At 72.6% G+C, this 10,722-nt stretch carries 12 protein-coding genes and 1 pseudogene; 5 read left to right on the top strand and 8 right to left on the bottom strand.

What is annotated here, in order from left to right:
• Window positions 1-10: 10 nt before the first annotated feature.
• Complete coding sequence (locus ACFHWY_RS04655; RefSeq protein WP_416578828.1) at window positions 11-325, bottom strand: STAS domain-containing protein; 315 nt, start codon at window positions 323-325, stop codon at window positions 11-13.
• A 93-nt stretch (window positions 326-418) separates the two neighbouring features.
• Between ACFHWY_RS04655 and map the strand changes: the two genes are divergently transcribed.
• Window positions 419-1,276, top strand: coding sequence for a type I methionyl aminopeptidase (gene map / locus ACFHWY_RS04650; RefSeq protein WP_416578827.1), 858 nt, complete (start codon window positions 419-421; stop codon window positions 1,274-1,276).
• A complete protein-coding gene (locus ACFHWY_RS04645; RefSeq protein ID WP_416578826.1) occupies window positions 1,273-1,989 on the top strand; it encodes a VIT1/CCC1 transporter family protein in 717 nt (238 codons plus the stop codon). The genes map and ACFHWY_RS04645 overlap by 4 nt, the downstream gene beginning before the upstream one ends.
• Here the strand turns inward: ACFHWY_RS04645 and ACFHWY_RS04640 are convergent.
• The 7 genes from ACFHWY_RS04640 to ACFHWY_RS04610 form a co-directional block, all read right to left on the bottom strand.
• The gene (locus ACFHWY_RS04640) at window positions 1,986-2,705 is read right to left on the bottom strand and encodes a nucleotidyltransferase domain-containing protein (protein WP_416578825.1); all 720 of its coding nucleotides are present in this window, start codon (window positions 2,703-2,705) and stop codon (window positions 1,986-1,988) included. The two genes, ACFHWY_RS04645 and ACFHWY_RS04640, sit on opposite strands and share 4 nt — an antisense overlap.
• Before the next feature lie 63 nt (window positions 2,706-2,768).
• Entirely contained in the window at window positions 2,769-3,314 is a 546-nt protein-coding gene (locus ACFHWY_RS04635; protein ID WP_416578824.1) for a nitroreductase/quinone reductase family protein, read from the bottom strand.
• A gap of 70 nt (window positions 3,315-3,384) precedes the next feature.
• Window positions 3,385-6,108: an FtsX-like permease family protein gene (locus ACFHWY_RS04630; RefSeq protein ID WP_416578823.1), complete on the bottom strand. Its 2,724-nt coding sequence runs from the start codon at window positions 6,106-6,108 to the stop codon at window positions 3,385-3,387.
• The gene (locus ACFHWY_RS04625) at window positions 6,105-6,845 is read right to left on the bottom strand and encodes an ABC transporter ATP-binding protein (RefSeq protein WP_416579020.1); all 741 of its coding nucleotides are present in this window, start codon (window positions 6,843-6,845) and stop codon (window positions 6,105-6,107) included. Before ACFHWY_RS04625 ends, ACFHWY_RS04630 begins: the two co-directional genes overlap by 4 nt.
• A 65-nt stretch (window positions 6,846-6,910) precedes the next feature.
• On the bottom strand, window positions 6,911-7,492 hold the full coding sequence (locus tag ACFHWY_RS04620; protein ID WP_416578822.1) for a PadR family transcriptional regulator: 582 nt from the start codon (window positions 7,490-7,492) through the stop codon (window positions 6,911-6,913).
• Window positions 7,493-7,567: 75 nt separating this feature from the next.
• Window positions 7,568-7,993, bottom strand: a complete 426-nt coding sequence (locus ACFHWY_RS04615) for a ferritin-like domain-containing protein (protein WP_416578821.1) — start codon at window positions 7,991-7,993, stop codon at window positions 7,568-7,570.
• Complete coding sequence (locus ACFHWY_RS04610) at window positions 7,990-8,496, bottom strand: hypothetical protein (RefSeq protein WP_416578820.1); 507 nt, start codon at window positions 8,494-8,496, stop codon at window positions 7,990-7,992. The genes ACFHWY_RS04615 and ACFHWY_RS04610 overlap by 4 nt, the downstream gene beginning before the upstream one ends.
• Window positions 8,497-8,665: 169 nt before the next feature.
• Here ACFHWY_RS04610 and rimP point away from each other — a divergent pair, with 169 nt between their 5' ends.
• From rimP to ACFHWY_RS04595, 3 genes and pseudogenes are all read left to right on the top strand, one after another.
• Window positions 8,666-9,319: a ribosome maturation factor RimP gene (rimP, locus tag ACFHWY_RS04605; protein WP_416578819.1), complete on the top strand. Its 654-nt coding sequence runs from the start codon at window positions 8,666-8,668 to the stop codon at window positions 9,317-9,319.
• Window positions 9,316-10,359, top strand: coding sequence for a transcription termination factor NusA (gene nusA, locus ACFHWY_RS04600; RefSeq protein WP_416578818.1), 1,044 nt, complete (start codon window positions 9,316-9,318; stop codon window positions 10,357-10,359). Before rimP ends, nusA begins: the two co-directional genes overlap by 4 nt.
• A gap of 16 nt (window positions 10,360-10,375) precedes the next feature.
• Window positions 10,376-10,706, top strand: a pseudogene (locus tag ACFHWY_RS04595) (YlxR family protein).
• The last annotated feature ends 16 nt before the right edge of the window (window positions 10,707-10,722 follow it).

The following is a 10,722-nucleotide window of genomic DNA, read 5'->3' as shown; positions in this document are numbered from 1 at the left end:
GGCGGCGTGCTCAGGCGGGGTGCAGCCAGGGCTGGGTGCTCAGTCCGGCGATCTCCAGTACCCGGCTGACCTGCCGAGACGGTAGTACCGTCAGCGCGCCCGGATAGTGGCCGGCGAGCCGGACCACCGCGTGGATGCCCGCCGAGTCGAAGAAGGTCACCGCGCGTAGGTCCAGCGTGACCCGGGCGGCCGGTTCGCGCAGCACGGTCTCGAGCATGCTGTCGGCGGTCGCCATGTCGACCTCACCGGTGACCACCACGCTGAGGTGATCATCATCGGTCTGCGCGCTGGCAGAAAAGTCGGGAGGTGCTCCCCCTTGATCCACGCAGACACCTTGACACAGTGCCTCGGGTGGGGCAAGAACCCCCCGGTGCGGGCAATGGTGGGGTCACCGAACTGGCGGCGATAGGCTTGGGCCATGACCGTCCGTGCGCCGCTGACCCCCGGCACGCTCTCACCGTGGCGGCCGGTGCCCGCCTCCATCGCCCGGCCGGAGTACGTCGGCAAGAAGGCACCCCGCCCCTGGCAGGGCTCACATGTGCAGACCCCGGAAACGATCGAGAAAATGCGGGTCGCCGGGCGGATCGCCGCCCAGGCGGTGCAGTTGGCGGGCGAGCACTGCAAGCCCGGCGTGACCACCGACGAGATCGACCGGGTGGTGCACGAGTTTCTGATCGACAACGGCGCCTACCCGTCGACCCTGGGCTACCGGGGGTTCCCGAAGTCCTGCTGCACCAGCCTGAACGAGGTGATCTGCCACGGTATCCCCGACTCGACCGTGCTGGCCGACGGTGACATCGTCAACGTCGATGTCACCGCGTTCGTCGGCGGGGTGCACGGCGACACCAACGCGACGTTCTGTGTCGGTGAGGTCGGCGCGGAGGCCCTGCTGCTGATCGAACGGACCCACGAGGCGATGATGCGGGGCATCCGTTCGGTCGCCCCGGGTCGACAGATCAACGTGATCGGCCGGGTCATCGAGTCGTACGCCAAACGCTTCGGCTACGGCGTGGTCCGTGACTTCACCGGCCACGGCATCGGCGAGGCCTTCCACAGTGGACTCTACGTGCCGCACTACGACAGCCCGCGTCCCACGGAGGTGATGGAGCCAGGAATGACCTTCACCATCGAGCCGATGATCACTCTCGGCACCTACCAGTACGACCTCTGGGACGACGGCTGGACGGTGGTCACCAAGGACCGCCGGTGGACCGCCCAGTTCGAGCACACCGTGCTGGTGACCGAGGACGGCCGCGAGATCCTCACCCTGCCGTGACGGACACCCCTGCCGCGCTGCGGGAACACCACCACGCGGACGTGTCCGGCGGCTGGCTGCGGCCAGCGGTGTTCGGCGCGATGGACGGACTGGTCACCAACATCGCGCTGATCGCGGGCGTCGGCGGTGGCGGTGTCTCACCCCGCACCCTCGTGCTCACCGGCACCGCCGGGCTGGTCGCCGGCGCGATCTCGATGGCGCTGGGCGAGTACACCAGCGTCCGTTCGGCCAACGAGCAGCTCGCCGCCGAGGTGGCCAAGGAACGGCAGGAGTTGGAGCGCCACCCGGAGGCCGAAGCCCGGGAACTGGCCGAGATGTGGATGGCCCGCGGGCTACCGGAACATCTCGCCGTCCAGGTGGCCGAGGTGGTGCGGAAGGACCCGGAACAGGCGTTGCGGGTGCACGTGCAGGAGGAGTTGGGCGTCAACCTCGACGAGCGGCCCGATCCTTGGACCGCGGCCCTCTCGTCGTTCCTCTGCTTCTCACTCGGCGCGCTGGTGCCTCTGCTGCCGTACCTGTTCGGCGCGACCAGCCTGGCGCTGGCTCTGGCGGTGGGCGGGCTCGGGCTCTTCCTGGCCGGAGCGGTCGTCGCCCGGTTCACCGACCGCCGATGGTGGACCGGCGGTCTGCGTCAGCTGCTGCTCGGCGCCGCCGCCGCGGCGGCGACCTACCTGATCGGCATGCTGATCGGCGTGCAGGGCAGCTTCGGCTAGCCGTCGAGGAGGTCGTCGACGGTGCCGTCCACCGGGCGACCCCGCGCGGCCAGCTCCGCCGACTGGCGGGCCAGCACCGCGCCCACCTCGGTCATGTCCGCCGCGGCCAGCCCGGTCCGTCGGACCGCGTCGCCCGGATCCCGGAAGTAGGTCCGGCTGAGCAGGCCGTTCACCGTGGCCGCGGCGAGCCTGGCCGAACCGAGCATCAACAGGGCCTGGTCGGTCTCGTACCACTCCGCCAGCCGGGTGGCCCGGCAGTGCGCGGCGCTGCCCCGGCACCACGCCCTGCGGGCGGCCGCGGTGAACTCGGCCGGGCGGGCCCGGGCCAGCCGGCCGAGGTGCTCGTCGCGCAGGGAGCGTAGCCATCCGGTCGGGTCGTGCAGTGCCTGGGTGGTCAGGTACCGGTCAGCCGTCAGCGGCCAGCGGGAGGTCAACTGCCGGGCCTGGTGCAGGCGCTCCTCGGCGGCCATCACGGTCAGGTCGACCAGCACGCCGTCCACCCGTCGGGTCGCCGACGGTGGCCCGGTGGCGGGCCGGTAGGTGACCACCAGCAACCCGACCTCGCCGTCGCCACCACCGTCGTCGTCGCCGTGGGCCAGCGGGCCGTGCACCGCGACTGCGAGCATCTCAGCCGGAAACCGCCGTCGGATCGCGGCGGTGACCCGTCCGGCCACCTCCCACCGGGGACCGTCCCGGTGTTGCTCACCACCGTCCACGCCGACCACCCCGCGATCACCGCCGGAACCCGTAGCCGGGAGCGACCACCCGGTCGCTCCACCCTAGATCGGGTGGTCGTGCCCGTCCGAACCGCCGCGCCCGTCCGAACCGCCAGACCCGTCGCGTCGTCTGGTGCCGCCTGGCCCGGCCGGCACCAGCCGGAAGATCCGGATCTCCCGGCCGCCGGCCCGTTCCACGTACACCTCGTACGCCGGCCACTCGGCAACCAGCAACCGCCAGAGCCGGTCCCGTTCGGTGCCGGCGGCCACCTCGGCGCGGACCGGGATCCGGCGACCTGCGACGTCCACTTCGGCGCGCGGCTCGGCGAGCAGATTGAGCGACCAGGCCGGCTGGTGTGGCTGACCCCAGTTGGATCCGACCACCACGTACGCGTCCCCGTCAGGCACGTAGAGCAGCGGATTGCTGCGGGGTTGGCCGGACTTCCGACCGGTGGTGGTGATCACCAGCGACGGCACGAGCCCGAGCGCGACCACCCGCCCGCGGGTAAGTCGCCCGAGGACGCGGTCGGCTGGGACCAACAGCCGGACTGCGGTGCCGAACCAGCGGTGACGACCAGCCCGACGGGTGACGCTGCGCAGAACGGACACCTGGACAGTCTGCCGTCGTGGGCCACGCCGCAACAGGGGCCGACCGGTCGCGGACGCGGTTTCCGCGCGGTCAGTCAAGGCGTCGCTCGACCGGTGGACGCGAGCGGGTGAACAGCGCCGCGCCGGCCATCGCCACCAGCGGTACCGCGATCAGCACGGCGAACGGGAGCCAGGGGATCACCAGCGGGTACGGCGGTTCGATCGGCCAGCTGTCGGTGTACCGCTGGTTGGTGAAGGTCAGCACGATCACCGCGACCGCGACGCCGGCAACGATGCCCAACGCCGAGCCGAGCACCGTGATCACGCCGGCCCGGCACAGCGAGAGCAGGCGGCGAAGACCCGGACCGGCGCCGACTGCGGTGAGGGTGGAAAGGTCTCCGCGTCCCTCAGCCGCCGCGAGGCCGGTGGCGATGCCCGCGGCGCCCACGGTCACCACGGCGGAGACCGCGGCCAGCAGCAGGAGCAGCGGGCGGGGATCACCGGAGCCGTTGCGGTCGGTGTCCAGCGACAGTGGCCCGAGCGGGCGGGTCGCGGCGATGAACTGGTCCAGCCGCTCCTGCCCCACCTGCCCGGTCGTCTCGATCACCCACCCCGTCGGCCACGTGGTCAGGCCGAGCCGGTCGGCCGCGGCGGGGGAGAGGATCAGCCAGTGCTGGCCGAGCCCGCTCTCCAGGTGGTACCCGGGCACCGTTGCGGTGTCCGCCGGCCGTGCCTCGTCGTTGTACTCGACCCGCAGATCCAGCCGGCCGTCGCGCAGGAACAGAGGGCTGGTCACCACCGCGCCACCGGCTCGCAGCGTGGCGGCGGCGGCGGACACCTCGCCCGGCGCGGCACCGGTGAGGAACGGCAGCACCTCGCCCTCGTCAACGGCGACCCGAGAATACTTGCCGTAGTAGTCGTCGGCGTGACCCCGGCACCGGGCGTCGGCGCGGGCGCGGCGCTGGTCGGCGGCGCTGATCGCCTGGAACGGCTGCCACGGGCAGGCCCGTCCGGCGGGCATCGTCGCGGTGACGAGGCAGGCGTCGAACTCCGGCTGACAGCCGGCCGTCACCATCGGGGTGATGCTGGCGGCGTCGAGGTGTGCGCGGGCCGGGTCGGCGATCTCGGCGAGACCGGGCAGTGTGGTGACGCCCGGTGCGGAGTTGGTGCCGACCATCACGATCTGCTCCGGCAGCACCGGGCGGTACCGCTGCTCGCTGCGGGCCTCGTCACTGGCCAGGAAGAGGCCGAGGGCGACGCTGCCGGCGACCGCGGCCATCACGGCGGAGATGGCCGGCGCGGCCGAGGAGCGGTTGCGGCTGGCGTCGCGTACCGCGATCCGGGGAGCCAGCGGCAGGAACCGGCCGAGCCGTGCCAGCAGACCCACCAACGTCGGGGTGGCGAAGACCAGTCCCAGTTCGCCTACGACGAGGCCGGCGAGGATGACCGCCTGCGATGTCAGCGCGGCGCCGACCGCGGCCACGATTGTCCCGCTGGCGGCCAACAGCAGCCCGGTGGTGAGCCACCGGCGCCGGTGCACGGGCACGGTGCGTCGGCCGGCGAGCCCGGCCACCACGTCCTGGCGGGCGGCCGTCCAGGCCGGTACCAGCGCGGCCAGCACCCCGGCCAGCACCGCGACCAGGGCGATCGCGACCAGCGCCGCCGGCCAGACACGGTACCCGCCGAACCGTTGCTGGAAGACGAACTGCTCGACCATTGGCCGGCCGGCGAACGCGGCGGCCACGCCGAGCGCGACACCGGTGACGGCGCCGACGCAGCCGAGCACCACGCCGTCGGCGAGAACCACCCGGCGGAGCTGGGCGGCATCGCCACCGGCAACCGCGACCAGCGCCAGTTCCCGCCGCCGACGGCGGACCCCGACGGCGAACGCCGGCCCGACCAGCAGCACCACCTCGAGCAGGCCGAGCCCACCGACCAGCAATCCGATGCTGACCTCCTCCACCGCCATGCCCGAGACGATCGAGCCGGCGGTACCGCTGCCCGACGTGGCCGAGCCGGGCACCCGGGTGCTGACCACGACACCTTCGGCGTTCAACTGCCGGCGGAGGTCGTCGCTGAGTGGACCGGGCAGATCGGCCAGGAACACCCCCTCGGAGCGCGACTGCGGCGGGGGTGCCCCGGCGGGGTGCAGGATGGCCATCGCGTCCAGTTGCTCGGGGAGTTCGACCACGCCGACGATCGTCCAGGTACGCCTACCGTGCCCGGCGTCGATCCGGTCGCCGAGATCAACACCGAGGCTGCGCCGGGCCGCTGGGTTGACCGCGATCTCGTCATCGGTGGCCGGTGCCCGACCGCGGTGGATCCGACCGAACCCGCGACCGATCGGGTCGGTCAGGTCGACCACGGTGGTGTTGAGGTCGCGGATCCGGTTGGACTGCCAGACGGCGATCGGCACCCAGCGGCGGACGGGAAGGAGTCGACTGCCGGCGGGCAGCAGCGCGGTGACCTGTTCGGTGGTGACCAGACCCGGGAAGGTTTGGCCGTCCCCGGTGGTTGCCCAACTGTCGCCGTTGGCGTCCTGCTCCACCGGTCCGTCGCCGACCATCCGCAGCTCCGCGTCGGCGTTGCCGAGTCGGCGGTTCAGCGCCTCGGTCGGTGTCAGCCGCGCCATGTCCACGCTGGCCGCGATGAAGCTCATGGCCAGCACCGGCAGGATGATCATTGCTAGCACCAGGGCGGTCCGCCCGCGTGCCCGCCGCGCCTCCCGGCGGGCGATGCGCAGCGCGGCGCGCCACGACCCGGCCGCCTCGGCCAGCCGCGCCCCACGTTCTGGTGGATGTGGGTCGCCGTTCACCGGCCGCTGCCGCTGAGTAGGGACTCGACGCCGGCCAGCGGGGCGGTCGAGTCGACCGTGACGCCGTCGCGCAGGAAGAGCACCCGGTCGGCCCAGGCGGCATGCCGGGCCTCGTGGGTGACCAGCACCCCGGCGGCACCGGCATCGACGCGGCGGCGCAGCAACCGCAGCACCGCCTCGCCGGTCTGCGAGTCCAGCGCTCCGGTCGGCTCGTCGGCAAGCACGAGGCGGCGCTGCCCGACCAGTGCCCGGGCGATGGCGACGCGCTGCTGCTGGCCGCCGGAGAGTTGGTCCGGGAACCGGTCGCCCAGCTCCGTCATGCCCACCTCGGTCAGCGCGTCCAGCGCCAGCCGGCGGGCCTGGCGGACCCCCGACCCGTCCAGTTCGAGGGGCAGCGCGACGTTCTCCACCGCGGTAAGGCTGCCGATGAGGTTGAGGTCCTGGAAAATGTAGCCGATTCGTCGGCGGCGCAGCCGCGCCAGCCCACGGCGGTCCAGGGCGTGCAACGGCTGCCCCTCGACGTACACCTCGCCGGTGGTCGGGCTGTCCAGCCCGCCAGCCAGGGTGAGCAGGGTGGACTTGCCGGAACCGGAGGGGCCCATCACGGCGACCAGTTCGCCGGGGCGCACGTGCAGGCTCACCCCGCGCAGGGCGTGCACCGCCGCCGGGCCACTGCCGTGGGTGCGGTGCACGTCACGTAGGTCGAGCACCGCACCGCCGCCGGGACCGGAGGTCACCGGGCCGGGTGTTCCGGACGTGGCGTCCTGGTCCGACGATGCCGGCACTCGCCCGCCTGCGGTACTCACCGCCGTGCCTCCTCACCACTGGGGCCCACCGCCTCGGAGCGGGGCGCTGGGCCAGCGGCCGGGGGGCGGTGCCGCACCAGGCTGGTCTCGCAGTGGTCGAGCCAGCGAACCTCGGCCTCGGCCTGGAACACCATGGCGTCCAGCACCAACCGCCAGGACAGCTCGTCGGAGCTACCGCTGGAGTATTTCAACCGGGTCAACTCCTGGAGCGTACGTATCGTCGCGGTCCGCTGGGTCTGCACCACCGAGCGGACGTCGACCCCGGGGGTGGTCAACGCTAGCGCCAGTTTGATCGCCAACTCGTCCCGGGGACGGTCGTGGCGACTGATCGGGGTGGCGAACCACAGCGTCAGGTCCGCCCGCCCGGCGTCGGTGATCTCGTAGGGCCGCTGGCCGGTCTCGCTCTCGGGCAGGGAGCGCACCAGTCCGTCCCGCTCCAGCCGGGACAGCGTGGTGTAGACCTGCCCGATGTTCAGCGGCCAGGTCGAGCCGGTCGACTCCTCGAAGGAGGCCCGTAGCTGGTAGCCGTACATCTGCCCGCGTTCGAGGAGGGCGAGCAGGCCGTGACGGATGGACATGGAACCGGAGTATGCATACCTGGTATGCCATCCGCAACCGGGCGGGTGTGACCGCGCCTACCTCGGCTGCCCGCTTCAGGCGGGACGACCCGGGAATGGCACGGTCAGCGGGGTGATCCCGGCAGTGCGCCGCCAACGTGTCGCCCGGACCGCGTACTCCGTCAGGGTGGCCAGGGCCCGGTCCCGTTCGGCGCCGGTGCTGGCCGGCAGGGCCGCCCGCCAGAATGCCGCCGTGCGTTCCTCCACCGCCACCGCGAGCCGCAACGCGCTGGCCCGATCGATCACCGGGAAGGGCAGCGCGTAGCCGGCCCGGTCCGGCGGGACGGTGCCGGAGCCGGTGCTCAGCTGCACCACCAGGACGTCTCGTCGGCTCCGGTGGGCGGCCTCCGCCTCGGCGGCGGCCTTGCGTTCGGCGCCGACCAGCCGTACCCCGATGGGCCCGTAGGCCCAGATCGCGGCGTACTCGGCGGTGAGTGCTCCGGTGAGCGCCTCGGTGCTCATCGCAGTGCCTCCAGGTGGGTGGCGCGTGCCGCGGCGACGGATCCGAGCAGCGCGGCCCGCTCGGCGGGTGCCGCGGCGCAGGCCCGGGCCGCCGCGTCCCGGCCGGCGCGCTCCGCCTGCCGCAGTGCGGTCAGCGTGGCCGAGGGGTCGGCCGACGGGGCGGCGGAGGAGGCCACGGCGGAGCCGGACGGCGTGGCGGCCGTGGCGCCGACCAGCCGGGTGAGTTCCGTGGCGTGAGACTCGTGCGACTCGGCGAGCGGAACGAGCCGGTCGGTCAGGTCGGGGTGGGCGGTGGCGGCCGCCCGTAGCCCGGTGGCGAGCTGCAGCGCCTCGTCGATGAGGGGAGCCAGCGGGTCCGGCCGCGGTGGCGGTTCGTCGCGGTCTAGCAGGCCACAACCGGCCAACGGCACGGCCGCGCCGCCGAACGCCAGGACCGCACCGGCCCGTAGCGCCGCGCGTCGGGAAAGCTCGGACGATCCGTCCTGTCGAGTCGATCTGTCCATTGCCACTGGACAAGTCAACACCATCGCCACGGCCGGCGTACGGCGGTGGCGTCGGTGCGCCGCTAGGGCCGTCGTCGCGGCGGCGCGTTACGCTCTGCGCAGCCTCCGGCGCGTCCGCCCCGGTGGCGTGCCGGCATGGACGCTGGCGAGCAGGGGAAAGGTCCGACAGATGACGCAGCGTGGCCGTGCCACCAGAACGACGGGGCGACCCCGCAGTGGTCAGGCTCCGCGGACGGGTCAGGTCCCCCGTGGCGACCTCGCCGCCCGCCGCGAGCGGCTGCGTGAAGTGATCGCCCCGGTGGTCGACACCGCCGGCTACGACCTGGAGGACCTGTCCGTTTCGCGGGCGGGCCGTCGGCACGTGGTGCGGCTGATCGTCGACGCCGACGGCGGGATCAACCTGGACGCGGTGGCCGACGTCTCGCGGGCCGTCTCCGCGGCGCTCGACGCGGCCGAGGAGAGCGCCGGCGACATCGTCGCCGGGGAGTACCAGCTCGAGGTCAGCTCGCCGGGGGTGGACCGTCCACTGACGCTGCCCCGGCACTGGCGCCGCAACGTCGGCCGGCTGGTCCGGGTGACCGTGCGCGGCGTGCCGTCCGACGGGCCCGGCGATCGGGCTGGCGGCGACCGGCAGGTCACCGGACGGGTGGCGGCGGCCGACGACGAGCGGGTGGTGTTGGAAACCGACGCGGACCGCGCGGCGTGGGCCTATGCCGATCTCGGCCCGGGTCGGGTACAGGTCGAGTTCAACCGCCTCGACGAGCTGGCCGAATCAGAAGACCTCGACGATGACGATGACGATGTGGAGGACGAGGAGAGGTGAACATCGACCTCGCGGCGCTGCGCGCACTGGAGCGCGAGCGGGAGATCCCGTTCGACACGATCCTCGCAGCGATCGAGACCGCGCTGCTTACCGCGTACCGGCACACCGAGGGTGCGCAGTCGCACGCCCGGGTGGAGATCGACCGCAAGACCGGCGCGGCCCTGGTCTACGCCCAGGAGTCCAGTCCCGAAGGTGCCGTGCTGCGGGAGTGGGACGACACCCCGCACGACTTCGGCCGGATCGCCGCGATGACCGCCAAGCAGGTGATTCTCCAGCGGCTGCGGGAGGCCACCGACGAGGCGCACTTCGGTGAGTACGTCGGCCGCGACGGCGACCTGGTCACCGGGGTGGTCCAGGCGCACGAGGCGCGGGCCGAGAAGGGCATCGTCACCGTCGACCTCGGCAAGCTGGAAGGTGTGCTTCCGCAGTCCGAGCAGGTGCCCGGCGAGCGGTACACCCACGGCGAGCGGATCCGCTCGGTGGTGGTGCACGTGGCAAAGGGGATGCGCGGTCCGCAGATCACCCTGTCCCGGACGCATCCGAACCTGGTGAAGAAGCTCTTCGCCCTGGAAGTGCCGGAGATCGCCGACGGCACGGTCGAGATCGGCGCGATCGCCCGTGAGGCCGGTCACCGCACGAAGATCGCCGTCCGGTCCGTGACGCCCGGGGTCAACGCCAAGGGCGCCTGCATCGGGCCGATGGGGCAGCGGGTCCGGGCGGTGATGAGCGAACTGCACGGTGAGAAAATCGACATCATCGACTGGTCGGACGATCCGGGCACCTTCGTCGGTAACGCGCTCTCCCCGGCCAAGGCGCTGCGGGTCGAGGTGGTCGATCTGGCCAATCGAGCCGCCCGGGTGACCGTTCCCGATTTCCAGCTGTCGCTGGCGATCGGGCGGGAGGGGCAGAATGCCCGGCTTGCTGCCCGGCTGACCGGTTGGCGGATCGACATCCGTTCCGACGCCGAACCGGCTGGGCCTGCCGGCCGGCCCGGCGCTGATCACGTCCGGGAACCGGGCGGAGCGGTGTCGGGCACCTAGGGGTAGACTCCTACCAGTGGTACGACGCGCGCTGCCGGAACGCACCTGTGTGGGTTGTCGACGGCGGGCGGCGACCAGTGAACTACTGCGGATCGTCGCGGTTGGTGACGAGGCTGGCTTCAGCCTTCGAGTCGATCCGGCCCGCAGTCTGCCGGGTCGGGGAGCGAACCTGCATCCAGATCCGGCCTGCTTCGCGCAGGCAGCGCGGCGACGTGCCTTCGGGCGCGCGTTGCGGGTCGCCGGGGTTCCGGATGACGGGGCCCTCGCGGAGTACCTGACGCGTCAACCACCACGTCCGGTCACCCGACCGGGCGAGGGTCGCTAGCAAGGTAGGACGACCGACATGAGCACACGATGAAGTCC

This window comes from Micromonospora sp. LOL_024 (assembly GCF_048060415.1).
GTDB lineage: Bacteria > Actinomycetota > Actinomycetes > Mycobacteriales > Micromonosporaceae > Micromonospora.
This window is presented reverse-complemented; position numbering and strand designations above follow the sequence as displayed.

Coding starts and splice junctions, on each gene's coding strand:
- map (WP_416578827.1), top strand. CDS start 419: ATGACCGTCCGTGCGCCGCTGACCCCCGGCACGCTCTCACCGTGGCGG.
- ACFHWY_RS04620 (WP_416578822.1), bottom strand. CDS start 7,492: ATGTCCATCCGTCACGGCCTGCTCGCCCTCCTCGAACGCGGGCAGATG.
- ACFHWY_RS04615 (WP_416578821.1), bottom strand. CDS start 7,993: ATGAGCACCGAGGCGCTCACCGGAGCACTCACCGCCGAGTACGCCGCG.
- ACFHWY_RS04610 (WP_416578820.1), bottom strand. CDS start 8,496: ATGGACAGATCGACTCGACAGGACGGATCGTCCGAGCTTTCCCGACGC.
- rimP (WP_416578819.1), top strand. CDS start 8,666: ATGACGCAGCGTGGCCGTGCCACCAGAACGACGGGGCGACCCCGCAGT.